This window comes from Octadecabacter arcticus 238 (assembly GCF_000155735.2).
Classification (GTDB): domain Bacteria; phylum Pseudomonadota; class Alphaproteobacteria; order Rhodobacterales; family Rhodobacteraceae; genus Octadecabacter; species Octadecabacter arcticus.
Genome location: NC_020908.1, coordinates 1,208,169 through 1,233,550 on the forward strand (window position 1 = coordinate 1,208,169; position 25,382 = coordinate 1,233,550).

24 protein-coding genes and 1 pseudogene are annotated in these 25,382 nt (G+C 54.7%); 13 read left to right on the forward strand and 12 right to left on the reverse strand.

Translation table 11 applies throughout. The features are described 5' to 3' along the window. Nucleotides 1–3: 3 nt before the first annotated feature. A protein-coding gene (locus tag OA238_RS29820) for an IS630 family transposase (RefSeq protein ID WP_085982726.1) occupies nt 4–1,067 on the reverse strand; the annotation gives its coding sequence in 2 pieces (ribosomal slippage) (nt 4–563 and nt 563–1,067; 1,065 coding nt in all). A 159-nt stretch (nt 1,068–1,226) separates the two neighbouring features. Here OA238_RS29820 and OA238_RS06370 point away from each other — a divergent pair. The 6 genes from OA238_RS06370 to uvrA all read left to right on the forward strand — a co-directional run bounded on the left by OA238_RS06370 (nt 1,227) and on the right by uvrA (nt 9,807). Further along, the gene (locus OA238_RS06370) at nt 1,227–2,123 is read left to right on the forward strand and encodes a PAS-domain containing protein (RefSeq protein WP_015494551.1); all 897 of its coding nucleotides are present in this window, start codon (nt 1,227–1,229) and stop codon (nt 2,121–2,123) included. Between the two features lie 70 nt (nt 2,124–2,193). After that, complete coding sequence (locus OA238_RS06375) at nt 2,194–3,426, forward strand: ISL3 family transposase (RefSeq protein ID WP_015493537.1); 1,233 nt, start codon at nt 2,194–2,196, stop codon at nt 3,424–3,426. Nucleotides 3,427–3,459: 33 nt separating this feature from the next. Next, a complete protein-coding gene (locus tag OA238_RS06380; protein ID WP_051076409.1) occupies nt 3,460–4,098 on the forward strand; it encodes a GGDEF domain-containing protein in 639 nt (212 codons plus the stop codon). Nucleotides 4,099–4,228: 130 nt separating this feature from the next. After that, the gene (gene lpdA, locus OA238_RS06385) at nt 4,229–5,602 is read left to right on the forward strand and encodes a dihydrolipoyl dehydrogenase (protein ID WP_044038026.1); all 1,374 of its coding nucleotides are present in this window, start codon (nt 4,229–4,231) and stop codon (nt 5,600–5,602) included. Nucleotides 5,603–5,697: 95 nt separating this feature from the next. Next, nucleotides 5,698–6,858, forward strand: a complete 1,161-nt coding sequence (locus OA238_RS06390; RefSeq protein ID WP_015494553.1) for an MFS transporter — start codon at nt 5,698–5,700, stop codon at nt 6,856–6,858. Between the two features lie 90 nt (nt 6,859–6,948). Further along, nucleotides 6,949–9,807, forward strand: coding sequence for an excinuclease ABC subunit UvrA (gene uvrA / locus OA238_RS06395; protein ID WP_015494554.1), 2,859 nt, complete (start codon nt 6,949–6,951; stop codon nt 9,805–9,807). Here the strand turns inward: uvrA and mmsB are convergent, their stop codons facing one another. The 6 genes from mmsB to OA238_RS06425 form a co-directional block, all read right to left on the reverse strand. Next, nucleotides 9,808–10,677, reverse strand: a complete 870-nt coding sequence (mmsB, locus tag OA238_RS06400; protein ID WP_015494555.1) for a 3-hydroxyisobutyrate dehydrogenase — start codon at nt 10,675–10,677, stop codon at nt 9,808–9,810. Beyond that, complete coding sequence (locus OA238_RS06405; protein WP_015494556.1) at nt 10,674–11,717, reverse strand: enoyl-CoA hydratase/isomerase family protein; 1,044 nt, start codon at nt 11,715–11,717, stop codon at nt 10,674–10,676. The genes mmsB and OA238_RS06405 overlap by 4 nt, the downstream gene beginning before the upstream one ends. After that, nucleotides 11,714–12,850 (reverse strand): acyl-CoA dehydrogenase family protein, encoded by a 1,137-nt coding sequence (locus OA238_RS06410; RefSeq protein WP_015494557.1) that lies wholly within the window; start codon nt 12,848–12,850, stop codon nt 11,714–11,716. The genes OA238_RS06405 and OA238_RS06410 overlap by 4 nt, the downstream gene beginning before the upstream one ends. A 2-nt stretch (nt 12,851–12,852) precedes the next feature. Then, a complete protein-coding gene (locus OA238_RS06415; protein WP_015494558.1) occupies nt 12,853–13,989 on the reverse strand; it encodes a carboxylate-amine ligase in 1,137 nt (378 codons plus the stop codon). Nucleotides 13,990–14,024: 35 nt separating this feature from the next. Beyond that, complete coding sequence (locus OA238_RS06420; RefSeq protein ID WP_044036405.1) at nt 14,025–14,576, reverse strand: L,D-transpeptidase; 552 nt, start codon at nt 14,574–14,576, stop codon at nt 14,025–14,027. Nucleotides 14,577–14,654: 78 nt separating this feature from the next. Next, the gene (locus OA238_RS06425; RefSeq protein ID WP_015494560.1) at nt 14,655–14,996 is read right to left on the reverse strand and encodes a cupredoxin domain-containing protein; all 342 of its coding nucleotides are present in this window, start codon (nt 14,994–14,996) and stop codon (nt 14,655–14,657) included. A 173-nt stretch (nt 14,997–15,169) separates the two neighbouring features. Between OA238_RS06425 and OA238_RS29825 the strand changes: the two are divergent. Further along, nucleotides 15,170–16,236: pseudogene (locus OA238_RS29825) on the forward strand (IS630 family transposase). Between the two features lie 563 nt (nt 16,237–16,799). Here OA238_RS29825 and OA238_RS06440 read toward each other — a convergent pair. Further along, a complete protein-coding gene (locus tag OA238_RS06440; protein WP_015494561.1) occupies nt 16,800–18,302 on the reverse strand; it encodes a CoA-acylating methylmalonate-semialdehyde dehydrogenase in 1,503 nt (500 codons plus the stop codon). Between the two features lie 164 nt (nt 18,303–18,466). Between OA238_RS06440 and OA238_RS06445 the strand changes: the two genes are divergently transcribed. The 3 genes from OA238_RS06445 to coaD all read left to right on the forward strand — a co-directional run bounded on the left by OA238_RS06445 (nt 18,467) and on the right by coaD (nt 20,440). After that, nucleotides 18,467–19,366: a LysR family transcriptional regulator gene (locus OA238_RS06445; RefSeq protein ID WP_015494562.1), complete on the forward strand. Its 900-nt coding sequence runs from the start codon at nt 18,467–18,469 to the stop codon at nt 19,364–19,366. Between the two features lie 81 nt (nt 19,367–19,447). Then, the gene (locus tag OA238_RS06450; protein ID WP_015494563.1) at nt 19,448–19,885 is read left to right on the forward strand and encodes a CBS domain-containing protein; all 438 of its coding nucleotides are present in this window, start codon (nt 19,448–19,450) and stop codon (nt 19,883–19,885) included. 60 nt (nt 19,886–19,945) lie between these two features. Continuing rightward, the gene (gene coaD / locus OA238_RS06455) at nt 19,946–20,440 is read left to right on the forward strand and encodes a pantetheine-phosphate adenylyltransferase (RefSeq protein ID WP_015494564.1); all 495 of its coding nucleotides are present in this window, start codon (nt 19,946–19,948) and stop codon (nt 20,438–20,440) included. A gap of 88 nt (nt 20,441–20,528) precedes the next feature. Here the strand turns inward: coaD and OA238_RS32540 are convergent, their stop codons facing one another. After that, the gene (locus OA238_RS32540; RefSeq protein ID WP_187293153.1) at nt 20,529–20,690 is read right to left on the reverse strand and encodes a hypothetical protein; all 162 of its coding nucleotides are present in this window, start codon (nt 20,688–20,690) and stop codon (nt 20,529–20,531) included. A gap of 228 nt (nt 20,691–20,918) precedes the next feature. On the opposite strand from OA238_RS32540, the gene tnpA reads away from it, so the two are divergent. Beyond that, nucleotides 20,919–21,338: an IS200/IS605 family transposase gene (tnpA, locus tag OA238_RS06460; RefSeq protein WP_015494130.1), complete on the forward strand. Its 420-nt coding sequence runs from the start codon at nt 20,919–20,921 to the stop codon at nt 21,336–21,338. Nucleotides 21,339–21,423: 85 nt separating this feature from the next. Here tnpA and gap (OA238_RS06465) read toward each other — a convergent pair whose 3' ends face one another. The 3 genes from gap (OA238_RS06465) to gap (OA238_RS06470) form a co-directional block, all read right to left on the reverse strand. Beyond that, a complete protein-coding gene (gene gap / locus OA238_RS06465; protein ID WP_044036409.1) occupies nt 21,424–22,428 on the reverse strand; it encodes a type I glyceraldehyde-3-phosphate dehydrogenase in 1,005 nt (334 codons plus the stop codon). A 127-nt stretch (nt 22,429–22,555) separates the two neighbouring features. Beyond that, nucleotides 22,556–22,699 (reverse strand): hypothetical protein, encoded by a 144-nt coding sequence (locus tag OA238_RS32545; RefSeq protein WP_187293154.1) that lies wholly within the window; start codon nt 22,697–22,699, stop codon nt 22,556–22,558. 94 nt (nt 22,700–22,793) lie between these two features. Further along, the gene (gap, locus tag OA238_RS06470) at nt 22,794–23,795 is read right to left on the reverse strand and encodes a type I glyceraldehyde-3-phosphate dehydrogenase (RefSeq protein ID WP_015494566.1); all 1,002 of its coding nucleotides are present in this window, start codon (nt 23,793–23,795) and stop codon (nt 22,794–22,796) included. Nucleotides 23,796–24,013: 218 nt separating this feature from the next. Here gap (OA238_RS06470) and OA238_RS06475 point away from each other — a divergent pair, with 218 nt between their 5' ends. Beyond that, nucleotides 24,014–24,376 (forward strand): DoxX family protein, encoded by a 363-nt coding sequence (locus OA238_RS06475; protein WP_044036410.1) that lies wholly within the window; start codon nt 24,014–24,016, stop codon nt 24,374–24,376. 39 nt (nt 24,377–24,415) lie between these two features. Continuing rightward, a complete protein-coding gene (locus OA238_RS06480; RefSeq protein ID WP_015494568.1) occupies nt 24,416–25,381 on the forward strand; it encodes a DUF808 domain-containing protein in 966 nt (321 codons plus the stop codon). The last annotated feature ends 1 nt before the right edge of the window (nt 25,382 follow it).

Consider the following 25,382-nt stretch of genomic DNA (forward strand, 5'->3'; position numbering starts at 1 on the left):
GAATTAAGTGACCCTTGCCCATTCTCGATCTGTGATTGAACTTATTCGCTCTGGGTCGTTCGCAAAGAAGTTCCAAGCTTGTGCACATTTGTCGAGTATTTCGTCATAGGTGTCGAAAACTGTGATTGCGAGTTTATTGGCTCGCAGATAAGCCCAGACGTTTTCCATGGGGTTCAGTTCGGGTGAATACGGTGGCAGCTTAACGAGCGTAATTTTATCTGGCACCTGCAAACATTTTGCGCCATGCCACCCCGCCCCATCAACAATCAGCAAGGCATGTGAGCCGGGTGCGACAGCTTTTGCGATCTCATCAAGATGCAGCCCCATAGCCTCGGCGTTGACGTAGGGCAGGACGAGACCTGCGGCGGTACCACGTGCGGGACAAGCGGCACCAAAGATATAACTCCATTTGAAGCGTATATCACGGGGTGCGCGCGGGCGAGTTCCACGCTTGGCCCATTTACGGGTGAGTGTCCCCTGTTGTCCAACGCGGGCTTCATCTTGGAACCATACCTCAAGAGGCTTCCCCTTTGCATGTTCTGGCAGAGTATCGTTTACGAGGCTGGTAAAGTTTTTTTAAAAGTCTGCTGCGCTTCGCGATCAGTTTTCGGATGCTCTGGACGCACAGACAGGCGGCGAAAGCCATGCTTGGTTAGATATTTCCCAATCGTACGCACATGCAGTTTCACGTCGAACTCCTCTTCAACACGAGCCTGCAAGTCGACACAACGCCATCGTACTACGCCATCTTTTACTGGGTCGGGCCCGGCCTCCACCCACGCCACAAATTGCGCCTGTTGCTTGGGCGACAACCGTGGTTTTGCCCCCTTGCCATTCCGATCCGATAACCCCTCAATGCCTTCTGCGTTAAAGCGATGCGCCCAATCCCGAAGTGTTTGTCGATCCATACCACTGCTGCGGGCAGCCGTTTCACGATCCACCCCATCAAGCACCAGCGCTATGGCCAGTAGTCGCCGTACAACCCGCCCATCCTTGGTTCGCTTTGCCGCACGGCGCAAATCTTTCGCAGACATATCCGTGCGCGTAATTTTTATGGCTCCACCCATGAGCACCTCCCAATCTATGGAGAATATTGATTCAGAGTTTGCCAAAAATTAAAACCAAAAAAATGAGTCAGATATTCTGGCCGCTGGTATAAGATGCGCCTTTAACCGGATCGTAATGGGTTATGGTGCAGGTTCGCCGTTTATTGGCAAGGGACCAGCATGACCAAACCAGAAAAGATTCAAACTGGCGCGCCTGTGTCTTGGCAAGACATTCGCGGCGACGATAACGGTGATCTGATGCTGGCCACGCAAATCATGAATGTGATGGAGCAGGGGATTATCGTCTGGTCGCCTGACGGCACCTGCGAATTGCACAACACGCGTGTTTTTGATGTTCTTGAACTTGAACGCGATGCAATCGGGATTGGCACCAAGCGGGACGATTTTCTGGACGCCGCCTGCGCGTGCGGCGAATTTTCCGCTGATATATTGGCGGAACACAAACGCCGCCTGTTGGCGCATGTTTCATTTCAATTTGATCGCACTTTGCCATCCGGTCGTGTGGTGGCAACCTATGCGCGACCCACCCGTGAAGGGGGATATGTCGTGACGTCCACGGATGTCACCGAAGCGCGCCAAGCGGCGGCTGATCTGGCAGTAGCCAAACAAGCCGCAGAAGACGCCGAAGCGCAGGCGCGTGAAATTCTGTTGGAAGAACGGGCGCGCCAAGCCGAAGCGCATACGTTGTCAAACCTCGATGAATGGCTGCAATCATGTAAATCTCTGGATGAGTTGTTTCAGATCGTTGCTAAATTCATGGGGTATTTGCTGCCCGACAGTTTTGGCGAACTCTACCTGTATTCTAATTCACGCGATGTCTTGGATGGGGCTTGTGAATGGGGCCAAGACGGGATGATGAACGATCACATAACACCGGATTCGTGTTGGTCATTGCGGCGCGGGCGCGCCTATGAACACAGCCCCAATACGCTGTGTTTTCCATGTGACCACTTGCGGCCGGAACTGTCGGGCCAGCTGGGGGAATACATTTGCATACCGGTTATTGCCCACGGCGATACGGTGGGTTTATTGGCTCTTCTCCGCTTTGTTGAGTAAGAAAAGATGCCGACCATCAAGTAACCTGTTGATATGTTAGGTTTCTGACAACTTTACATAGGGCAGGTATATGACCATCGACATCTCGCAACATATTTTACGCCTGAAGGGGCAACGTGTAAATGAAATTGAGCTGGCTGAAGACGGTGCGAAGGTTATTGTTCAGTGCAGTCGGGATGCCCGCAGGAGCGCTATAGACCCTGCAACCGGCAAGAAGGGTAGCATCAACCAACATATTCGCCGACAAGTAAACGACATCCCGTTTTTTGGGTATCCTTGTGTGATTGAGATTGAGCTAGCGCAGGTTTTTATTAGCAAGGGTGAGCGCCGCATTGAGGCGTGTCCTTTTGTTGATAAAGGGTGCCGTTTCACCCATCGATTTTGCCATCTTATCAGTGGATTGTGCCGTCATTTATCCATTCTGGCTGTCTCCAGGCATTTAGGTATACGATGGGAGACGGTAAAGAATATCGACAAGGCATACCTGATGGAAACGCTCCCTGCGCTTGATCCCGCACAGCTTGCTGGCTTGGAATACATTGGTGTCGATGAAGTGGCCCGGGCGAAAGGTCATGACTATATGACGGTGGTCTACGATATGGTCGGAGGGCATCTGATCTGGGTGGAAGCCGGTCGAACTGCCGAAGTTTTTTCAAGGTTTTTGAAACAGCTGCGGCCAGATACAGCCCATAAAATAAAGGCCGTGTCGATGGATATGGGGCCTGCCTACCAAAAGGCTGTCAGGGAGTCCTTGCCGATGGCCGACATCGTATTTGACCGTTTCCACGTCATGAAAAACTACAGCAAGGCTATCCATAATCAGCGTCGCCTTGAGTTCAGGAAGGCCGATCAAAGTGGTAAAGAGTTGATGAAGGGCACGCATTATCTGTTGCTCAAAAATGCGGATAAGTTGAATGAAAAACAAAGTAACAAGCTGCAAACGTTGCTGGAGAGCAATAGCAACCTGAATACGCTTTACGTCTTAAAAGAACAGCTTCAGGCTCTGTGGAGCGCCCCATCATTTGAGGGGATGTCAGAGCAACTGGAAAATTGGTGCCTGATCGCAGATCAGTCACACATGCTCTATCTGAAAAAGTTCGCAAAATCCCTAAGAAAACATTGTGTGGGCATATGCAACTACGCGAAACACAAGCTGACAAGCGCCAGGATAGAGGCTGGTAATGTCAGTATAGGAATGATCCGCAAACGAGCCAGGGGCATCAGGGATACCGAATACTTCAAACTCAAAATTAGACAATCATCCATCCCAGATAATCAATCTATGTTCTATTTGAAATCCTAGAATAACTCAACAAAGCGGAGAAGAGCCGGTTTATTGCACATCAATTTCGCCGCAACGGACAAACCGTCGTTTGCAAAGGCACTTGGGCAGTTCGCGACGCGGTGCGCAGAACATATTTCAATGGCGATTGCCAATGTGAAACTGCGCTATGAACTGCACGACCAATCTATCCGCGATCCGCTGACGGGGCTTTATAACCGTCGTTATTTCATGGACTCGATGCGGCGTGAGACAGTGTCGTTCGAACGTGGCGAAAAGGGTTTTGGCCTGATCTCGTTTGATGCGGATAAATTTAAGACGTTCAACGACAATCATGGGCATGAGGCAGGTGACTTGGTGCTGCGCGCCTTGGCGGAACGCATGGTTGCGGTGATGCCCGATGATGCGATCTGTGCGCGGATTGGCCGCGAAGAATTTGCAATTCTGGTGCCCAAAACCGATCTGGACGAGGCGCTGGCCTGTGCCGAAAGTCTGCGCCGCGATGTTGAAGCTATTGAAGTGCGGACGGCATTTGGACCTTTGCCGCGCGTCACCATTTCATCAGGTGTCGTGGCCCATGACGGGGGTGCGACCCCGCCGAGCGTTTTGATGAAGCAAGCCGATGAAGCTCTTTATGTCGCCAAAGCTGGAGGGCGCAACCGCGTGGAGGCCGCAATATCTACAACGAGCTAAGCTGTGCCGCCCGCGCATAGCCGAAATAACGCTGGGTCACTGGTTCTGATCTGAAATATGGTTTAATACTAAACTAAATTCGGATGAGGAGGATTCCAGCTTGGCCCAAGATGAAACAAAACACTTTGATATGATCGTGATCGGCGCAGGACCCGGTGGCTATGTCGCCGCTATTCGGGGCGCGCAATTAGGGCTTAAGGTCTGCGTTGTAGAACGCGAAAATTTGGGCGGAATTTGCCTGAATTGGGGATGCATCCCGACCAAAGCAATGTTGCGCAGCGCCGAAGTGTTCCACCTGATGCACCGCGCCAAGGAATTCGGTCTGTCGGCTGACGGTATTAACTTCGATCTTCCCGCCGTCGTGAAGCGATCACGTGGGGTTGCGGGGCAATTGTCCGGCGGCATTGGCCACCTTCTGAAAAAGAACAAATGTACCGTTATCATGGGCCACGCGAGGATTACCGCGAAGGGTAAAGTTTCGGTCAAGACAGACAAAGGCGTCGAAGACTTGGCCGCCAAGAACATCGTTGTGGCAACCGGCGCGCGCGCGCGTGAATTGCCCGGTCTTGAGGCGGACGGCGATTTGGTCTGGACGTACCGCGCGGCGCTGGAACCTGTGCGCATGCCCAAAAAGTTGCTGGTCATTGGATCGGGCGCAATCGGCATTGAATTTGCAAGCTTTTACAACACCTTGGGTGCTGACACGACTGTGGTCGAAGTCATGGATCGCGTGTTGCCGGTTGAAGACGCTGAAATTTCGGCCTTCGCAAAGAAAGTCTTTGTGAAGCAGGGCATGAAGATTATGGAAAAGGCGATGGTCAAAAAGCTTGATCGTGGCGAAGGCAAAGTCACCGCGCACATCGAAGTCGGCGGCAAGGTCGAGAAGATGGAGTTCGATACCGTCATTTCCGCTGTTGGTATTGTCGGAAATGTTGAAGGCCTCGGCCTTGAAGAGGTGGGCGTCAAGCTGGATCGCACCCATGTGGTGACGGATGAATATTGCCGCACGGGTGTGGATGGAATTTATGCCATCGGCGATATCGCCGGCGCGCCTTGGTTGGCGCACAAAGCCTCCCATGAAGGCACCATGGTCGCTGATCTGATCGCGGGCAAATCCGCACATCCCGTCAAGCCTGAAACCATTGCCGGCTGCACCTATTGCCACCCGCAGGTCGCGTCCGTCGGCTACACCGAAGCGAAGGCGAAAGAGCTGGGATATGAGATCAAAGTTGGTCGTTTCCCGTTCATCGGCAACGGCAAAGCGATTGCCTTGGGCGAAGTCGAGGGCATGATAAAGACGATTTTCGATGCCAAAACCGGTGAGCTTTTGGGCGCCCATATGATTGGTGCGGAAGTCACTGAACTGATCCAAGGCTACGTCATCGGGCGCAAGCTTGAGACCACCGAAGAAGACCTGATGGAGACCGTGTTCCCGCATCCGACGTTGTCGGAAATGATGCATGAAAGTGTTCTGGATGCTTATGATCGCGTTATTCACATGTAATGTGGCCTGCGCAGTGTTGAGACGGAAAAGGGCACCCGCAACGGTGCCCTTTTTCGTGTCTTGCCCTGCCTTGCGAGCGGGCGTAGCCACACTCCATGACAGACCAGAAAACCATGTGGCCGTTGATTGCTTTGTTGTGGACAACCGGCCTTTTGGCCGCTGCGCAATTTGCGAAACTGACGTTGACATTGGGTGCTGTGCAGGACCTTTATCCAGACGCCTCAGTGCCATTGGCAGTCTCAGGGGTATCGATTGTCGGCATTTTAGGTGGGGCATTGGCGGGCTTTTTCGTGTCCAAGATCGGTGTGCGACATGCGGTCCTATGGGCCGTTGTGATGTCGGCGACGCTATCCTTGATCCAAGGCTTCGAGATGTCGTTCGCTGTGTTCATGGCGACCCGGGTGCTGGAAGGGTTCGGGCATTTGCTGTTGGTTGTGGCCCTGCCGACGATGATGGTCGCTTTGGCAAAACCATCCGACAAAAGCGTCGTTATGGGGATTTGGGGCACGTTTTTCGGGGTTGGGTATGCCTTGGTCGCCGTTATCGCGCCAAGCGTATTGGCATGGGGTGGGGTTCAGGCGCTGTATGTCGGGCATGGGTTGGTGTTGGCCGCCTTGTTTCCAATCCTGTGGTGGATATTGCCGCGGGTGATGGCAGGCGGCAACATGATGCCCAATGTGATGGCCGTGCATCGTTCGATCTATTCAAACCCGCGTTATTTCGCGCCAGGTTTGGGGCACGGAATTTACACATCGCTCTTCATCGCGTTGGTGGCGTTCTTACCGGCCGCGTTAAATGCGCCGTGGCTAACGGCTATTTTACCGCTGGCAAACTTGTCCGGCACGTTCGCCAGCGGCTTTGTGGCCCGCAAAATTGCGGCCTCAAGATTGTCGGTTGGCGGGTTCGCTGTGGCCGCTATTTTGTTTGTGGTAATGGCGGTAACGGGATCCGTTGCGATTGCGCTGTGCGCGTTGTTTGCAACGGGGCTGACGGCGGGCGCGAATTTCGCCGCAGTGCCGGAATTAAACCACGTGCCGCGCGATCAGGCCCGCGCGAACGGGGCCATGGCACAGCTTGGTAATATCGGCACGTTCAGCGGCACGCCGATCTATGCATTGGTAGCGGGCAGCCTGTGGGGGATTGCCGGGGTTAGCATCGTGATTTGCGTCACAGGTGCCGTCTTTGCGGGGCTGGCTTACCGCGCTGCGCGCAACGCGGAGCCCCCAGCCGCACAAAAGTCAGCAGACATAGGTTAAATCTTTCTTATGTTCGTGTTATGTTCTAGACAGGGGCTGGTCACAGCGTGTTGCGTCACTATGTGGTAGAGAGAAATATGGGGTTATGTCATGGCTGAGCTGAAAAATATCGAAGTACGCGGTGCGCGTGAACATAATCTCAAGAACATCGACGTCGATATTCCACGTGACAAGCTTGTTGTTATTACGGGGCTTTCGGGGTCGGGCAAGTCATCGCTGGCCTTTGATACGATCTATGCCGAAGGGCAGCGCCGATATGTCGAATCGCTGTCGGCTTACGCGCGCCAGTTCCTCGATATGATGGGCAAACCGGATGTAGACCACATTTCGGGCCTGTCGCCCGCGATTTCAATCGAACAGAAAACAACATCGAAAAATCCGCGATCCACCGTCGGCACCGTGACCGAAATTTACGACTATATGCGTTTGCTGTTTGCCCGCGTCGGCACACCGTTTTCCCCGACAACCGGTCTGCCGATTGAAGCACAACAGGTGCAGGACATGGTCGATCGCGTCATGGCGATGGAGGAGGGGACCCGCGGGTTCCTTTTGGCCCCGATTGTTCGCGACCGCAAAGGTGAATACCGCAAGGAGTTTCTTGAACTTCGCAAGCAGGGCTTCGCGCGGGTCAAGGTCGATGGCGAATTCTATGAACTGGATGAACCGCCCAAATTGGACAAGAAATTCCGCCACGACATCGACGTGGTTGTTGACCGTATTGTGGTTCGCGAAGGGCTGGAAACACGGCTCGCGGATTCGTTTCGCACCGCACTTGATCTCGCCGATGGCATCACGGTTCTTGAGACCGCGCCAAAAGAAGGTGAGGCTGAGCGTTTCACGTTCTCGGAAAAATTCGCCTGCCCCGTGTCCGGTTTCACCATTCCCGAAATTGAACCGCGTCTGTTTTCGTTCAACGCGCCGTTCGGGGCCTGCCAAGACTGTGACGGTCTTGGGGTTGAGCTGTTTTTTGACGACCAACTGGTTGTACCGGATCAAACGTTAAAGATTTATGACGGCGCTTTGGCACCGTGGCGCAAGGGCAAGAGCCCATATTTTCTGCAAACGATTGAGGCGATCGCCAAGCACTACGAGTTCGACAAGAACGACCGTTGGAAGGATTTGCCAGCGTTTGTGCAGCAAGTTTTCCTGCATGGTTCGGGCGACGAAGAGATCAAGTTCCGTTACGACGAAGGCGGGCGGGTCTATGAAGTGTCCCGCGCATTTGAGGGCGTGATCCCGAATATGGAACGCCGCTACCGTGAAACAGACAGCAACTGGATTCGCGAAGAATTTGAGCGTTATCAGAATAATAGACCATGTGGGACCTGTGGTGGATACCGTCTGCGCGCAGAGGCTTTGGCGGTCAAAATCGGCGGTTTGCATGTTGGGCAAATTGTCCAGATGTCGATCAAAGAGGCGTATGAGTGGTGCAAGTCGGTGCCCGAGACGCTGAGCAAGCAGAAGAATGAAATCGCAGTGGCGATCCTGAAAGAAATTCGTGAGCGGCTTGGATTCTTGAACAATGTTGGGCTTGAATATTTGTCGTTGTCGCGCAATTCTGGCACATTGTCGGGTGGCGAAAGCCAGCGGATCAGGCTTGCCAGCCAAATCGGGTCAGGCTTGCAAGGTGTGTTGTATGTGCTGGATGAACCGTCGATCGGGCTGCACCAGCGCGACAATGACCGGCTGTTAACGACGCTGAAAAACCTGCGCGATCAGGGCAATACGGTGATCGTCGTTGAACACGACGAAGAAGCCGTGCGTGAGGCCGATTATGTATTTGATATTGGTCCGGGTGCGGGTATTCATGGCGGGCGCGTGGTCGCCAAAGGCACTCCGGCTGAGATTATTGCAAACCCTGATAGCATCACGGGCGACTATTTGGCGGGGCGTCGCTCAATTCCGATCCCCAAAATTCGTCGCAAGGGCAACAAGAAAAAAGTCACCGTCAAGAAAGCGAGTGGTAACAATCTGCAAGCGATTACCGTTGATTTCCCGCTTGGCATGTTTGTCTGTGTGACGGGTGTTTCGGGCGGCGGCAAATCGACACTGACGATCGAGACGCTGTTCAAAACGGCATCCATGGCATTGAACGGTGCGCGTCAGGCGCCTGCACCTTGTGAGACGATCAAGGGGCTCGAACACCTCGATAAAGTGATTGATATTGACCAGCGCCCGATTGGGCGGACGCCACGATCCAACCCCGCGACCTACACCGGTGCGTTCACGCCAATTCGTGATTGGTTCGCCGGATTGCCAGAATCCAAAGCGCGCGGATATAAGCCCGGACGCTTTAGTTTTAACGTCAAAGGTGGGCGCTGTGAGGCCTGTAAAGGGGACGGAGTCATCAAGATCGAGATGCACTTTCTGCCGGATGTTTACGTGGAATGTGAGACCTGTAAGGGCAAACGCTACAACCGCGAGACGCTTGAAGTGCGGTTCAAAGGCATGTCCATCGCCGATATCTTGGATATGAATGTCCAAGAGGCGCAGGTGTTTTTCAAGGCGGTGCCGAGCATTCGCACAAAGATGGATGCCTTGGTGCGCGTCGGACTGGGCTATATCAAAGTTGGCCAGCAAGCGACGACATTGTCGGGCGGCGAAGCGCAGCGCGTGAAGTTGTCCAAGGAACTTGCCAAGCAGTCGACGGGCCGCACGTTGTATATTCTGGATGAACCGACGACGGGTCTGCATTTTGAAGACGTGCGTAAGTTGCTCGAAGTGCTGCATGAACTGGTTGAGGGCGGCAACACCGTTATCGTGATTGAACACAATCTGGATGTGGTGAAAACTGCCGATTATGTGATCGATATCGGCCCTGAGGGTGGCGACAAAGGCGGGCAGGTCGTGGCCGTCGGCACGCCCGAGGATATCGCCGAAGTTGAGGCATCCCACACAGGGCGCTACTTGAAACAGATGCTACAGCCCAAATCCGTCGCAGCGGAATAATCAGCTACGGGGTTTGTCCATCAGATGCGGCAGCATGGCCGAAAAATCCATGCCGCCCATGCCGTGCAGTTCCACGAAATCGGCATAAAGCTGTGTCGCGCGGGCACCCATGGGGGTGTCGGCGTCCACGGCCTCAGCCGCTTGTTGGCTTAGGCGCAGGTCCTTAAGCATCAGTGCGGCGGAAAATCCGGGCGTATAGGCGTTGTCGGCGGGGCTGTTCGGGCCAATGCCGGGGGCCGGGCAATAAGCGTTCATCGACCATGAATAGCCAGACGATGTGGACACCACATCAAACATGGATTGGCGGTCAAGGCCAAGTTTGTCGGCCAGCGAGAAGGCTTCGCAGGTCGCGATCATCGTCGCACCAAGGATCATGTTGTTGCAAATTTTTGCGGCCTGTCCCGCGCCAGCTTCGCCGCAATGCACAGCCTTTTGGCCCATGATGTCAAACATTGGCTGCACGGTTTCAAAGGCTGCAACAGGTCCGCCCGCCATGAAGGTCAGCGTGCCGTTTGTCGCACCACCCATGCCGCCAGACACGGGGGCGTCAATTGCGGATAAACCAGCAGCTTCAGCGGCTTGGGCGACATCGCGCGCTGACTGCACGTCGACAGTCGAGCAATCCAAATGCACCGCACCTTGCGTCATCGCGGGGTGAATATCGTCCGCCACAGCGCGTAAGATATCTCCGCTTGGCAGCATGGTGATAACCACATTCGCATCCGCCACCGCGTCTTGGACCCGCGCGCAGCAAGGGACGCCGTCGGGCGTGGCGATGGGGTCAAACCCCATAACTTCATGGCCCGCAGCGATCAAACAACGCGCCATCGGTGCGCCCATATTGCCAAGGCCGATAAATGCAATTTTCATGTGGGATTTCCTGTTAAGACAAGTGGCGGTTTGACCGGATAGGTCATCGCAACGACATCACCACCGGTCACATCGCGCCATGATGTGTGGCGCCATTTCGGGGTTTTGTCGCGATCAATAATCGCAGCGCGAATGCCTTCGATAAAGTCACCGCGTTCCATCGCGCGCGAGGTAAAGCGGAATTCATGCATCAATGCCGCCTCAATCGTGTCGGTCATACGGACTTTGTGGATCATCCCGACCGTCGCGCACAGCGACAATGGCGAATGGCGCAGCAACAGTTTTTGGGCATGGACCAAGGCGTCGGGCAGGGATTCGGGCATGGCGCGCCAAATATCCGCAAGCGACTGGCCGCCAAAAACGGCATCGATATCGGCCTGCCATGTGGCGAGACGGGAAGGGGGCGGTGTGTGTGCCGCGCGATCAACGGCAGACCAATCGCCAGTTTTTGTTAGCGTTTCGATTAAGGTCGGCCAATCTGTTTGCGGGACAAAATAGTCAGCAAAACCTGCATAAATGGCGTCTGCGGTGTCCATTCGGTCTGCCGTGAGGCCGAGGTATTCGCCCAACCGACCCGGTGCGCGCGCAAGGATGAGGGAGCCACCAACGTCAGGCACAAGACCGATGGACACTTCAGGCATGGCGATCACGCTGTTTTCGCACACGATGCGGTGGGATCCGTGGCAGCCAACGCCAACGCCGCCACCCATGGTAAACCCGTGCAGCAATGTCACGACAGGCTTGGGAAAGCGGAACAGTTTCGCGTTCATACGGTATTCGTCGCGCCAAAAGCGGGTGCCGTAGCTGTAATCGCCCGCCGCGCCGGTGGCGTACATTTCTTGGATGTCACCGCCAGCGCAGAACGCTTTTCTCCCCGCACCATCGATGATGAGAAGCGCTATTTCCGGGTCGTCCGCCCAGGCGTCGATGGCGGTTTCGATGGCGGAACACATGTCCCACGTCAGTGCGTTCAGCGCGTCTACGCGTGTCAGCGTGATGCGACCCGCGACTCCGTCTTTACGAATGTCGATATCGCTCATGTGATTAGGTGCCGTGCGGTGATGACGCGCATGATTTCGTTTGTCCCTTCAAGGATTTGATGAACGCGCAGATCGCGCACGATTTTTTCGATGCCATAGTCCGCGAGATAGCCATAGCCGCCGTGCAGCTGCAGGCACTGGTCGGCGACGCGCGATCCGGTTTCGGTGCATAGCTTTTTGGCCATGGCACAAAAGACCGTTGCGTCGGGCACTTGGGTGTCGAGTTTCCACGCGGCCTGGCGCAGGAATGTGCGGGCCGATTGCAGATCAATTTCCATATCGGCAAGGCGAAATTGCAAGGCTTGGAACTGATCAAGCGATTGGCCAAAGGCCTGGCGTTCGGCCATATAGTGGACTGTTTTGTCGAGTGCGGATTGCGCAGCACCAATCGAACACGCGGCAATGTTCAGCCGCCCCCCGTCGAGGCCTTTCATAGCGTATTTGAAACCCTGATCGATGTCGCCCAATAGGTTTTCGGCAGAAATGGCGCAGTTGACTAATTGAACTTGGCGGGTGGGCTGTGATCGCCACCCCATTTTGTCCTCCAAGCCACCAAAACTTAACCCTTCGGTGCCGTTTTCAACAACAAAGGCCGAGATGCCTTTTGGGCCTGCAACACCGGTGCGGGCCATGACGATGTAGGCGTCCGAATAGCCGCCGCCTGAGATGAACGCTTTGTTTCCACTCAGCGCATATCCCTGTTCGGTGACGTCAGCTTTGGTCTTAAGGGATGCGGCGTCGGATCCGCTGGCGGGTTCGGTCAGGCAGTAGGATAGGATCGTTTCCATAGAAAGAACCGTCGGCAGCAAACGGGTTTTCATGCTGTCCGAGCCAAAGTCGTCAATCATTTTTGCACACATATTGTGGATCGACAGGAATGCAGCGACAGATGCGCACGACGCTGATAGCGCTTCAAAGACCAGCGTCGCATCAAGGCGGGTCAGCGCCGAGCCGCCTGAGGTTTCGGACACATAAAGACCGCCGAAACCCAGTTCTGCCAATTTGGGCCACAGATCACCCGGGATTGTCCCCGCAGCATCCCAATCGCGCGCATGCGGCGCGATATGTTGCCCACCGAACGCGTGGGCCATGTCATAGATCGCGTTCTGTTCTTGCGATAGCGCGAAGTCCATGTCTAAAGATCCTCACTGAATTCGGCGATAAGATGGTCGACGACCGCGTCCATTTTTGCAGAGGCATCGCCCTTTGTTGCCGCTGCGACGGCGCGTTGACGGTCGCTGCTGGTGCCGCCGGTAATGATGCTCCGTAAACTTTCCAGGACGTTCGTGCACTGCAAAATATCAGCGTCTTCTTCCACCAGATCAAGTAATTCATCGAACAGATCGGCAAAGGGCACGATTTCACCACGACCAAAATCGATCAGGCCTTTGGAGATACCGTAGCGCTGCGCGCGCCAGCGGTTTTCCTGTACCAAAAAGCTGTCATATTGCCGCCAGCGCTGGTTCTTGATCCGCAGCCGCCACAGCATTCGTGTCAGGCATTGAACCAATGCGGTCAAGCCGACAGTGTGGCTAAGGCGCGGGGAAACATCGCATATTCGGGTTTCCAGTGTGGGGAATTTCGCCGAAGGGCGCAGATCCCACCAGATTTTCGAGCTGTCTTCGATCACCCCCAGATCCACGAGAGCTTGGACCGAACGGGTGTATTCATCCCAGCTGTCCAAAGTGGGCGGAAGGCCCGTGCGAGGCAGGTTGTCAAAGACGGACAATCTATAGGACGCCAGTCCGGTGTCATCGCCCTGCCAAAACGGGGAGGACACCGAGAGCGCCAAAAGATGCGGCAAAAAATAGCTGAGTTGCCCCATCAGGCTGAGTTGCCCCATCAGATCGGCCCGCAGCGTATCATCATCCAGCCCGACATGGACACGCATGCCGCAGATCAACATGCGCCTACCGACGCCGCCAAGGTCATTTTTCAGCTGGTTATAGCGATCTTGGTCGGTGTGAGCCTGATCTTTCCAATCCGCCGACGGATGGCAGGACGCTGCAATTGGAGCGAGGCTGTAGTTCGCCGCACAGTCACGGATCGTGTGGCGCAGATGTGCGAGATCATCAAACGCATCGCTTGCCGTGGCGCAGATACCTGTTCCGACTTTGATTTGGCATTGCAGAAATTCAGGGCTTACTTGGCTGCCGAGCGCGGCTTCGCATTCTGCCATAAGGGCGTCAGGCACTGTCGCCAGTCCGCGCGTCTGAATGTCAACGAGGAGGTATTCCTCCTCAACTCCGATTGTGAAATCCGGTTCGATCATGCCTTAGCGTGACCGGAAACGATCATAAGGTCTAGCTAAAGAAGCCTGACTTGCGTTCCAGTTTCAACAACGGCAAAAAGCTCTGCGATATGATCGTTGTAGAGGCCGATACAACCGGATGAGCTTTGGCGGCCAATCTTGCGGGTGTCGTGCGTTCCGTGGATCAAGTAAGCTGGCCAATCAAGGTACATTGCGTGGGTTCCGAGTGGGTTACCTGGGCCGGCATCCATCATCACCGGCAAAGACGGATCGCGTTCGCGCATGGATTGGGTCGGCGTCCACGTCGGGCCAACGCGTTTGCGCACGATTTGGGAATATCCACGACGGGTCAGGTCCTCGCTCATTGGAACGGACGACGGGTACAGCCGGTAGCTGCCATCTGCGCCCCAATAGTGCAGTGCGCGAGACGTAATGTCAGCCAATATCGCACCATTTCCCAACGTGGAAAAATGATCCTGCCAGTCTTGCGTGATGAACGATGATGAATTGCGATCTGGCGCTTCTTGCGCGCCCACAACAAGAGGGGTCGCAAGGGTCGCTGCGGCACCAATAATAAAGCTGCGTTTGGTCTGCATTGGTCGGTCCATCCGTAATTTTTTTAAGCATTTACACGGATGGGCTGTTCGATCAAGTCTCATCAATTCACGCCTGCGTGAAACCGCGCATTACCCGACGGTGATCGAGGCGCGCATGTTGCCGTGTGGGCGGCAGCGGTACGAGAATGAACCCGCACTTGGGAATGTCTGGCTGGCGGATTCGCCGGGTCGGATAAGGCCCGTGTCGAACGCGTCGCCGCTGTCCTGCCAAGCACTGTGGGCTGCGCGGTCCTCATTGACCCAAGTGACTGTGTCGCCAGCAGCGATTGTCAGATCGGCAGGGGAAAACGCGAAATTCTTGATGGTCACAGTGTGGGTTGTTTGTGCCTGTGCGGCAATTGCGGCCAGAAAGGGCAGGGCGGCCAGTGTTGCAGCGCCTGTGCGGAGGAAATCGCGACGGGTCGTGGTCATGGTGTATCCTTTCAAAAATCAGTCCCGTCGAACTTGACGGATTACTCAAGCTACGCGTTGTGCGTACATTTGGTTTCATCATATATTCCTGCGCCTGAATTGACCTGACGATTTTGGGCCTGCGATTCACTTCGTCGCATGGCCAAAGGCGGTTCAGTCTGTATTTTGAGTTTATGAGCAAGCAATACAAAACAGTCTCCTTATCCGACGAGCAGCGCATAGCACTTGAAGCGCTTTGCCGCCGCCACAAAGTTGACGCCCTTGTTTGGAAACGGGCGCGCGCGTTTCTTCTTTTGGACGCAGGAGAAGACGCCGGAACGGTTTGCCGGATTTTGGATATTGGCCCGACAGTTTTGACGGAGTGGCGATTTGCCTTTGCCGGTGCGGGACTATCGTTTTTCGGTCTGAAGGACTACAGCCAGCGTCAGGGTCATTTGTCCGTCGTGCAAGAGCAGGCGGTGAGAGCCCATTTCACCGCGCAGCCTGCCCGCAATGCCGATGAGGTCTGTGCCTATGTTCTAGCCGAGTGCGACCAAAATACAGCACGTCGGGAGCCGCCAAGCTGATGCGCCGCCTGGGGTTCGCGTATAAGAAACCACAATTGCTGCCTGCACAGGCCGATGAAGCCAAGCAGGCTGCGTTTATTGCCAAATATGAGGCCCTGATGAACGGGTTGGCCGCAGATGAGATGGTTGTCTTTTCGGACGCTGTCCACCCCGAACACCAGAGCCGCCCCGCCCATGGTTGGTTCCCCAAGGGACAAAAGACGGCCCTGAAGGCGACATCAGGGCGCAAGCGGCTCAACATTCAGGGCGCGCTTGACCTTGAGACTTTCCAGTTCACCTTTGTGGAAGGCGAGAAGATCAATGCCCAGACAACCCGACAGATGCTGGAAAAGTTGGAACGCAACAACCAAACCAAGACGGCCATCCACGTCTTTGTCGACAATGCCCGCTATCATCATGCCAAGATACTACAGCCATGGCTGGACAGCCCAGAACGTCGGGTGAAGTTGCATTTCTTGCCAGCATATGCCCCGCACCTCAACCCGATCGAGCGTCTTTGGGGTGTTATGCACAAATGGGTCACCCACAATCGGCACTATGCAACGTTCAACCAATTCACAGAGGCCATTTTCGACTTCTTCCGCAAGACCCTGCCAGAAAAATAGCCAGAGTTCCGCGACACCGTCACCGACAACTTCCGCGTCATATCGCTCAAGGAATACAAAGTGATTTGAGGGGAAAACCTCAGGTCAATTCAGGCGCGGTAGTATAGTTAGAAAAAATTCTCGAAGCGATCAACCATTCAACGTCACGCAAGCGCTTTTATGTGTGCAAGGAGATCGTCGCGTGCGCTACCTAGAATGTCGAAGACCTGTTCTTTGGTATCGCTGATACGGATCAAGATCGTGTCAAATCCTTACCATGGTTTGTGCACGATTGCCACCAATTCGGCAGGCGGGACCGGCTGGGTGTGAAAGACCATCAATTGTTCACTGGCGCTGCGCGGATAAACGGCCACGAGTTTCGCTAAAGACCTAAAAAAGTATAGGTTAATCAACCTGATATCTGGTGACTTGGCTCTGGTCAAAGTTATGTGGTTGGCCGTGGTCAAAGTCAGGTTCGCGCGCGAAGTGTTGCAGGGCCGTCATGATTTCATCAAGCACGACATGGTTATGATATAGCATCTAGTTTAACTGTGGACTGGTAAAAAACGGGTACTCAACAGGCATTCTTTCCCTTAATTTTATCCCCCTCCGATAAATAATCCGAAGGGGGATAGGATAATTAAGCGAGACGGTTAGTCCATTGCTTTAAAGTTGAACTCGCCGCCTTGCTTAATTCCGGACGGCCAACGTGAGGTCACGGTTTTGGTGCGCGTGTAGAATTTGAACGCATCGGGACCGTGCTGGTTCAAGTCGCCAAAGACCGATTTTTTCCAACCGCCGAAGGTGTGATAGGCCAGCGGCACGGGGATCGGAACGTTGATGCCGATCATGCCGACGTTAACGCGGCTGGCAAAGTCACGCGCGGCGTCGCCGTCGCGGGTGAAAATCGCGGTGCCGTTGCCCATTTCGTGATCCATCGCCAGACCCAATGCCTCCTCGTATGATGCAGCACGTACGCAGGACAGAACGGGTCCAAAAATCTCTTTTTGATAGATTTCCATGTCCGGTGTGACGCGGTCAAAAAGGTGAGGGCCGACGAAAAAGCCGTCTTCATAGCCTTGCAGCTTAAAGCCCCGACCATCAACCACAAGGTCTGCACCTGCTGCAATTCCGCCTTCTATCATCTTGAGAATGTTGGCTTTTGCCGCTGCAGTTACGACAGGGCCATAGTCAATATCATCGCCGGATGTATAGGGTCCGACGCGCAGCTTTTCGATGCGCGGGATCAGCTTTTCGATCAGCCGATCTGCAGTTTCTTCACCGACAGGAACAGCGACAGAAATCGCCATGCAACGTTCACCGGCAGCACCGTAGCCAGCACCAATAAGCGCGTCAGCAGCTTGGTCAAGGTCGGCGTCGGGCATAATGATCATGTGGTTTTTAGCACCACCAAAACACTGAACCCGTTTGCCGTTAGAACAGCCGCGCCCGTAGATATATTCGGCGATCGGCGTGGATCCGACAAAGCCAATGGACTGGATCGTCTCGTTGTCGATGATCGCGTCGACGGCTTCTTTGTCACCGTTCACGACTTGAATAATGCCCTTGGGCAAGCCGGCTTCTTCGAGCAATTCAGCAAGCATCAATGGCACGGACGGGTCGCGTTCGGATGGCTTCAAGATGAAGGCATTGCCGCAGGCGATGGCGGGGGCAAACATCCACATTGGGATCATCGCGGGGAAGTTGAACGGCGTGATTCCTGCTGTAACACCAAGGGCTTGGCGCATGGAGTAGATGTCGATTCCGGGACCTGCACCGTCGGTATATTCGCCCTTCAACAACTCGGGCGCACCGATGCAATACTCAACAACCTCAAGGCCGCGCTGAACGTCGCCTTTGGCATCGGGGATGGTTTTGCCGTGCTCGCGCGACAATGCCTTGGCGAGCTTATCCATGTCGCGGTTCAGCAAACCAACGAAGGCCATCAACACCCGCGCACGGCGTTGTGGGTTCGTGGCGGCCCATTTTGGTTGGGCGGCAGCGGCGATTGTGACCGCGTGATCCAGCTCAGCAACAGAGGCCAGCGGCACACGTGCCTGCACTTCGCCCGTTGCCGGATTGAAGACATCGGCAAAACGGCCTGATGTGCCTTTGACGTGTTCGCCGCCGATGAAGTGGGTGAATTCGGTTGTCATAATTGAGCTCCGGTTTTTGGGCGGTGACAGGCGTAGGCAGCCTTTACTCCGCAAGTTTGGACAGGTTCGGGTTTCTGGTCTCAGCTTAGCCTTGCGTTTTCGGCTGTAAAAGCGCCAGTATAACAAATTCATTTTGCATAAATGCAAAGCCAAAAAGGTAAAACATGACACGATGGGACGATATGCGGGTGTTTTTGGCTGTGGCGCGGGCGGAAAGTCTAAGCCGCGCTGCGCCGATCTTGCGCATGGATGCCGCGACCGTGGGCAGGCGGATCACGCGGCTTGAAGGTGAGCTGGGGGTGGTGCTGTTCGTGAAGTCGCCGCAGGGTTATGCGTTGACCGACCTCGGGGCGCGGATGCGCGACCACGCGGCAGAAGCGGAAGCGTCAATGTCATTGGCCATTGAGGAAGCCCGCGGCGATCAGGTGAGGCTGACTGGACAAATCAGGATCGGTGCGCCAGACGGGGCGGCGAACTACCTGCTACCACAGGTTTGCGCCGCGATCGGGGCGGACAATCCGGAGTTGGAAATCCAGATCCTTTCGCTGCCGCGTGTCGTGAACCTGTCCAAACGCGAGGCTGACATGGCGATCACGGTGTCACGGCCACAGGCAGGGCGGCTAACGGTCCAAAAAGTGAGCGATTATCGCCTGCATCTGGCGGCACCGAAGGCCGCGCAGATCAACAGTCTTGCCGACCTAAGGGGCCAGCGGATCGTCGGGTACATTCCCGACATGATTTTCGATAAGGAATTGGATTATTTGGGTGATCTTGGGGCAGACGGTGTGCAGATGGCGTCTAATTCTGTCGCAGTACAAGTGATGGCGTTGCGCGCGGCTGCGGCAGACGTTGAAAACCCCTGTGTCGGGATCGTGCATGATTTTGCCCTACCGTTCGCGCCAGAATTGAAACGTGTGCTTATGGAAGAGGTGTCTTTGACGCGGTCGTTTTATCTGGTGCGCCATGCCAGTGATCGCACGTCGGATCGTCTGAATCGGTTTGCAGTTGCGTTACACAGCGGATTGCGGGCCGAGATTTCGCGTCTTGAACGCGAGGTCGCTTGACACACATGGGGACGGGCGTGACACTTAACCACAATAGACTTGTTTCAATAAACTTGGTTCGACTAGGCTGGGGAGCTTGCAATGATTGTTTCACAAATCCTAAAATCCAAAGCGACGGGTGGCGTGTTCACGCTGACGTCTTATGCGAATGTCGCTGATGCGGCCGCGATCATGTCCGATATGCGCATTGGTACCATCGTAATCAGCGATGACGGTGGCGCGACGCCAGCGGGTATTTTGTCCGAACGCGACATCGTCCGTGAATTGGGCAAACAGGGGCCAAGCTGCATGTCCCGCTTGGTTAGCGATATGATGACCAGCAAGCTGGTGACCTGTGGTCCGTCTGACACGACCGATTCAGTGCTGGCAAAAATGACCGAAGGGCGTTTTCGCCACATGCCGGTGATAGACAACGGCAAGATGGTCGGGCTGATTTCCATTGGTGATGCGGTTAAAGCGCGATTGTCAGAATTGGCGGCGGAACGCGATGCGCTGACCGGAATGGTGATGGGCCATTAGATCGCTTGCCTTCCGGTGCGTGATCGGGTGTCTTGCGCCCAAATAGATTAAGGGGCTGCCATGCGCGTCGGGCTATATCCAGGAACATTTGATCCTGTGACATTGGGTCATTTGGACATCATCAAGCGCGCGTGTTCGCTGGTCGATAAACTGGTCATCGGTGTCGCGATCAACCGCGATAAGGGGCCGCTGTTCAGTTTGGAAGAACGGGTCGCGATGATCGAGGCGGAATGCGCAGACCTGTCAGCGCAAACGGGCTGTGAAATTGTGGCCCACCCATTTGAAAATCTTCTCATCCATTGTGCCAAAGATGTCGGCGCGACGATCATCATCCGTGGTTTGCGCGCCGTGGCAGATTTTGAATATGAATATCAGATGGTTGGAATGAACCGCCAGTTGGACAACACGGTTGAGACAGTGTTCTTGATGGCCGAAGCCCAGCATCAGGCGATTGCGTCAAAGCTGGTCAAAGAAATTGCGCGGCTAGATGGCGATGTGTCGAAATTTGTCACCCCTGAGGTGCAAGAGGCTCTTGCTGTGCGGTTTCAGACCTAGGTCATTGCTTGGCGCCATGATGGGGTTTGGCCCAGAATTGATGGCCCGCTGGGTAAGATTGCGGGACATCCATATTTGATCGAACGTTTTAGCCGTAAACGACGCGGGCTGCGATTTTGCTGGCGTCGCTTGGAAAAATGCCAAGATCGTTGACAGCAAGTTCAGTTGGAAGATTTGCGATTTCGCTGCGTGTGCGAACGTAAGCGATCCGTTTTGCTATGCGATTTTGCAGGTTGGTCATCAGGGTCATTGGGCGTCCTTTCGGGGATTGCTGTGTTTCTTGTGACCCATACATAGGCATGCTGCAGTGCAGCACTAGACCCATGTTCGCGCTAACGGGTTTGCATTTACTTTCCACAAACGGGATTAAAGCCACCGGCTTCCAGCCGGTCCGCTTTAGCGTAATGTACTATAATCTTCCCTCTCATTTTTAAGACCCCGCGAAGCGGTAAGGGTCTTAAAAATGAAAGGGAAGATTATGATCTATTCCACAGGAAGCCATACCAAATTTTATCACCGATTTCACGTCGTCTGGACAACAAAATACCGATACAAAGTTATGCGCGGTGAAATGCGTGAGCGTATCCGTGAAATCATTATCCAAACATGCCAAGAACTTGGCGTGCATATTGAGAAGGGCGTATTGTCGACCGATCACGTCCACATGTTCATATCGGTCCCGCCTCAGATAGCTTTGTCAAAGGTGATGATGCGGATCAAGGGACGCTCGTCTTATAAGATACAGCGCGAGTTTCCCGAACTGCGCAAACGGTACTGGGGCCAGCGGTTTTGGGCTCGCGGATTTTTCTCAACAACCAGCGGCAATGTCACTGACGCTGTCATACTTCAGTATCTTGAATTACATTCAAAAAGGGAACCTACCGGCGTCAGCCGGTAGTCGTTCAGTGCATGGGTGTTTTCGATTTTGCACAAAAAAAGGACCGCCCAGACGGACAGCCCTTAAAACTAAAAGGTATTTTGGGTTAAAGCAGTTTGCCCATGGCAACAGCCGTGTCGCCCATGCGGTTCGAGAAACCCCACTCATTATCATACCACGTCAGGATGCGGCACATCGTTCCGCCGATGACTTTGGTCTGGTCGGTCGCGAAAGTTGACGAATGTGGGTCGTGGTTGAAATCACAGCTCACCAGTTTGGAATCTGTGAAGGCGAGCACGCCTTTCAATGGGCCACTTTGGCTGGCGGCGCGAATGACGTCGTTGATTTCTTCGACTGTCGTGTCGCGGGCGGCCTCAAACGTGAGGTCGACGCAGCTTACGTTGGGCGTGGGAACGCGGATCGCTACACCATCAAGTTTGCCATCAAGTTCCGGCAACACCAGTCCCACAGCCTTTGCAGCACCCGTGCTGGTCGGGATCATCGACAGGGCGGCGGCACGGGCGCGATATAGGTCAGGGTGCATGGTATCCAGCGTCGGCTGATCACCCGTGTAGCTGTGGATCGTCGTCATGAAGCCTTTGACGATGCCGATTTCATCGTTGAGCACTTTGACCACGGGCGCCAGACAGTTGGTGGTGCATGACGCGTTGGATACGACGATATCGTCCGCTGTCAGCGTTTTGTCATTCACACCGTAGACGATTGTCTTGTCGGCGTTTTTTCCCGGTGCAGAAATCAGCACGCGTGACGACCCATTTTCAAGGTGCGCCTGACAGGCTTCTTTCGATGTAAAGATACCGGTACATTCCAGCACGATGTCCACGTCGGCCCATGGTAGATCGGCCGGGTTGCGTATGGCGGTGACGGCCATCGGGCCACGGCCCACGTCGATGGTGGTGTCGGTTGTGGTGACCGGATGCGGGAAACGGCCATGCACTGAGTCGTATTGCAACAAATGCGCGTTGGTTTCCACAGGGCCAAGATCGTTGATCGCGACGACCTCGATATCGGTTCGTCCGGATTCGATAATGGAGCGCAACACGTTGCGTCCGATACGGCCGAAGCCGTTGATTGCTACTTTGACGGTCATAGGAGCCTCCATTTTTTGGTCAGCGTCATATGGCGGCAGGGTGCCACCACTGTTGGCGCTAACATCCCCAAAAAAGCGCAAAGGTCAACCCGTGACGCAGCTTTCGGTTGCTGTGACGCAGGCCCGCTTAGCGCCAGATTGCCAGATAATTGATCAGTTCAATCATCTTTTTGCCAAGGAACAACCCAGCGTTCATCTGCAGGACATAATGGTCCAGCACGAAAAACAGCGCGATAAGGGCAGCGAAGCCAAGGGAAATTTTAGTGGTCATAGGGACAGTTTAGCTTGGCGGATCCGCTTTGCAAAGGCCGGGACTTCAATCTGCCAAGGTCGGGCCTGCTGACGTTCGGGTTAGACTTGAAGGCCTAAATCAATCGTCCCATGTGGGCCGCCACGTCGGCCATGCGCACTGAAAAGCCCCATTCGTTGTCATACCACGCCAACACCCGCACGGTGCGGCCTCCCACGACTTTGGTTTGATCGGGCGCGAAGATGGATGATTGCGGCGTGTGGTTGAAATCAATCGAAACTTTCGGTTCTGGATCATACGACATCACCATGCCCATATGCCCCGCACAGGCCGCAGCGACGGCGGCGTTCACGTCTTCTACTGTCACGGATTTTGCGGCTTCGAATGTCAGGTCCACAGCAGAGACATTGGGCGTCGGCACGCGCAGGGCAGTTCCGTCAAGTTTACCTTCCATTTCCGGCAGGACCAGTGACAGTGCTTTGGCGGCCCCAGTGCTGGTCGGGATCACGACAAGGGCAGCAGCGCGGGCGCGGTACAGATCATCGTGGCGGCGATCCAGCGTCGGCTGATCGCCCGTATAACTGTGGATTGTTGTCATAATGCCGCGTTCAATGCCAATCGCGTCATTAAGGGTTTTGACCAGTGGCGCGAGGCAATTGGTGGTGCATGACCCGTTGGACACCATTCGATCCATGGGCGTGAGATCGCGGTGATTGACGCCGTATACGATGGTGCGGTCAACGTTTGTGGCGGGGGCAGAAATCAGCACCTTTCGCGCGCCGCGTTCAAGGTGAACCGCCGAGAGGTAGCCGTCATTGAATTTGCCAGTACACTCGAGAACGACATCGCAGCCGTCCCAATCCAGCTCGTTTGGATCATAGGTCGACATCATGTCAATCGGTCCACGGCCAAGGTCGAGCTTGCCGTCGGTGACTGTGATGTCACCCGGGAAACGACCATGCACTGAATCGTAGCGCAGCAGGTGGGCGTTTGTTGTCAGCGGACCCGTCGCGTTGATTTTCACGACTTGAACGTCGTTGCGCGCGGCCTCGGAAATATGGGACAGCGTGCAGCGACCAATGCGGCCAAATCCGTTGATACCGACTGTGACGGTCATGATGGCAACTCCTTAACGTCTAAAATCTGGCCTTTCTTAGGGGGGGTCACACCTGATACCAAGGGAAATGCACAATTTTTCAATATGTTAGCGATAACTCAGTCTGGTGGCTGTGGGTTTGCGCTAACAATTCAACCAAAGGGCGCGCACGTTTGCGCTAACGTTCGCGAACGGCATCGGGGAATGACAGGATGTAGAATCAGCTTGCGCAGGGCGCTGTGTTCTTGGGCCGCGTTTTGATCGCAGTTTTGTTTTTGGGTGAGGCTTTGCAAAAAGCCAACGATCCGGTGCCGGCCATGGCGTTATTGTCGAATTTTGGCTTGGCGGCATGGCTGGTTTGGCCTGCGTTAATGTTCAACGCGCTGGTCGGGGTGGCGTTGATCGCAGGTGCGCGGCGCGGCGTTGCGCCGCTCGCTGCGGGATATTGCGCCGTCACAAGCGTGTTTCTTTACCTGCCCGATGATCCATGGCAAATGACAATTTTTTTAAAAAAACTGGTCGATTGCAGGGGCTGTTTTGATCTGGCGGTGCTCGGAGCGGGGACGTGGATTTTCGCTCGGGCCTTGCGGCCGCGACCATGAGCGTTAGTTTCAGAACCAACACCAGATGGAGACGGTAGTATGAGCGGTTTGATTGCTTTGTTGGACGATGTGGCGGCCCTGACGCGGATTGCTGCAACCAGTCTTGATGACGTGGCCAGCATGGCTGCCAAGGCGGGCACCAAAGCTGCTGGCGTTATTATTGACGACGCGGCCGTGACCCCGAAATATGTCACCGGACTTGATCCAAAACGTGAACTTCCGATCATCTGGAAAATCGCGCGCGCGTCGGTTTTCAACAAACTGGTGATCCTGTTGCCGGTCGCGATGCTGCTTAAGGCATTCGCACCTGTGTTGTTGATTCCGCTGTTGATGTTTGGCGGGCTTTACCTTTGTTTTGAGGGGGCCGAGAAAATCTATCACGTGTTGCGCCCGCACGGCGATACCCATGTCGAAGCGGACATGGACATTGGCGATCCGGCAAAACTGGAAGAAACCCGTGTCAAAGGTGCGATCAAGACAGATTTCATTCTGTCCGCTGAGATTATGACCATCACTCTGAATGAAATTCCAGATGGCAGTATCGGTCTGCAAGCCGCGGCGCTGGCTGTGGTGGCGATTTGTATTACCGCATTGGTGTACGGGGTTGTCGGTCTGATCGTTAAAATGGACGATGTCGGTGCTTTGCTCGCGTTGAATGCAAACACAGGTGTCGGTCGCGGAATTGGCAAAGGTCTGGTGCGCGGGATGCCACATTTACTGACCGTGTTGTCAACAGTGGGGACGGCTGCGATGCTTTGGGTTGGCGGGCAGATTTTGGTCCATGGGCTGCACAACCCTGACTTCATTGGCTGGGCGCAGCCTTATGGCGTTATCAAGGAGGTATCGCAGAATGTTGCGGGCGACGCTGGGTTTGGAAATTGGGCTGTGACCGCGTTCTTTGACGGAGTGATCGGGCTGGCAATTGGTCTGTTGCTGATCCCTATCGTGACCCGCGTCATCGCACCGCTTATCGGGGCCCTGACCGGATCAAAGGCTCAGCACTAAG

Bases quoted from the DNA above. Each gene is read 5' to 3' on its own strand.
- OA238_RS06370 (WP_015494551.1), top strand. From the start codon at position 1,227: ATGACCAAACCAGAAAAGATTCAAACTGGCGCGCCTGTGTCTTGGCAA.
- OA238_RS06375 (WP_015493537.1), top strand. From the start codon at position 2,194: ATGACCATCGACATCTCGCAACATATTTTACGCCTGAAGGGGCAACGT.
- lpdA (WP_044038026.1), top strand. From the start codon at position 4,229: ATGATCGTGATCGGCGCAGGACCCGGTGGCTATGTCGCCGCTATTCGG.
- OA238_RS06390 (WP_015494553.1), top strand. From the start codon at position 5,698: ATGACAGACCAGAAAACCATGTGGCCGTTGATTGCTTTGTTGTGGACA.
- uvrA (WP_015494554.1), top strand. From the start codon at position 6,949: ATGGCTGAGCTGAAAAATATCGAAGTACGCGGTGCGCGTGAACATAAT.
- mmsB (WP_015494555.1), bottom strand. From the start codon at position 10,677: ATGAAAATTGCATTTATCGGCCTTGGCAATATGGGCGCACCGATGGCG.
- OA238_RS06405 (WP_015494556.1), bottom strand. From the start codon at position 11,717: ATGAGCGATATCGACATTCGTAAAGACGGAGTCGCGGGTCGCATCACG.
- OA238_RS06410 (WP_015494557.1), bottom strand. From the start codon at position 12,850: ATGGACTTCGCGCTATCGCAAGAACAGAACGCGATCTATGACATGGCC.
- OA238_RS06415 (WP_015494558.1), bottom strand. From the start codon at position 13,989: ATGATCGAACCGGATTTCACAATCGGAGTTGAGGAGGAATACCTCCTC.
- OA238_RS06420 (WP_044036405.1), bottom strand. From the start codon at position 14,576: ATGGACCGACCAATGCAGACCAAACGCAGCTTTATTATTGGTGCCGCA.
- OA238_RS06425 (WP_015494560.1), bottom strand. From the start codon at position 14,996: ATGACCACGACCCGTCGCGATTTCCTCCGCACAGGCGCTGCAACACTG.
- OA238_RS06440 (WP_015494561.1), bottom strand. From the start codon at position 18,302: ATGACAACCGAATTCACCCACTTCATCGGCGGCGAACACGTCAAAGGC.
- OA238_RS06445 (WP_015494562.1), top strand. From the start codon at position 18,467: ATGACACGATGGGACGATATGCGGGTGTTTTTGGCTGTGGCGCGGGCG.
- OA238_RS06450 (WP_015494563.1), top strand. From the start codon at position 19,448: ATGATTGTTTCACAAATCCTAAAATCCAAAGCGACGGGTGGCGTGTTC.
- coaD (WP_015494564.1), top strand. From the start codon at position 19,946: ATGCGCGTCGGGCTATATCCAGGAACATTTGATCCTGTGACATTGGGT.
- OA238_RS32540 (WP_187293153.1), bottom strand. From the start codon at position 20,690: ATGACCCTGATGACCAACCTGCAAAATCGCATAGCAAAACGGATCGCT.
- tnpA (WP_015494130.1), top strand. From the start codon at position 20,919: ATGATCTATTCCACAGGAAGCCATACCAAATTTTATCACCGATTTCAC.
- gap (WP_044036409.1), bottom strand. From the start codon at position 22,428: ATGACCGTCAAAGTAGCAATCAACGGCTTCGGCCGTATCGGACGCAAC.
- OA238_RS32545 (WP_187293154.1), bottom strand. From the start codon at position 22,699: ATGACCACTAAAATTTCCCTTGGCTTCGCTGCCCTTATCGCGCTGTTT.
- gap (WP_015494566.1), bottom strand. From the start codon at position 23,795: ATGACCGTCACAGTCGGTATCAACGGATTTGGCCGCATTGGTCGCTGC.
- OA238_RS06480 (WP_015494568.1), top strand. From the start codon at position 24,416: ATGAGCGGTTTGATTGCTTTGTTGGACGATGTGGCGGCCCTGACGCGG.